Below are 251 nucleotides of genomic sequence, written 5' to 3' on the forward strand. Positions count from 1 at the left end.
CATGAAATTAGGGTGATTGCCACCACCACCGACATCTTGGGTGGAACCACCTCATTTACCAGTGCCACACAAACCATCGCTAATGTCGATTATGAAACAACAGGAACCCTCGATGTCACCGGCAATGCCGAAGAAGGTGGAACCCTCACCGCATCGTTATCCAATATCAGCGATCCCGATGGCGAAACCACCACCGCTTATCAATGGCAATTAGATGGCGCTGATATCACCGGTGCCACCAGTGCAACCTT

1 protein-coding gene is annotated in these 251 nt (G+C 51.0%); it reads left to right on the forward strand.

All coding sequences use genetic code 11. The features are described from left to right. On the forward strand, positions 1–251 hold a 251-nt coding region (locus AB3348_RS15275; protein ID WP_367608478.1), incomplete at both ends, for a hypothetical protein.

Origin of the sequence: Legionella sp. W05-934-2 (assembly GCF_964199965.1) — a bacterium.
In the GTDB taxonomy this organism is placed as follows: domain Bacteria; phylum Pseudomonadota; class Gammaproteobacteria; order Legionellales; family Legionellaceae; genus JAFIFT01.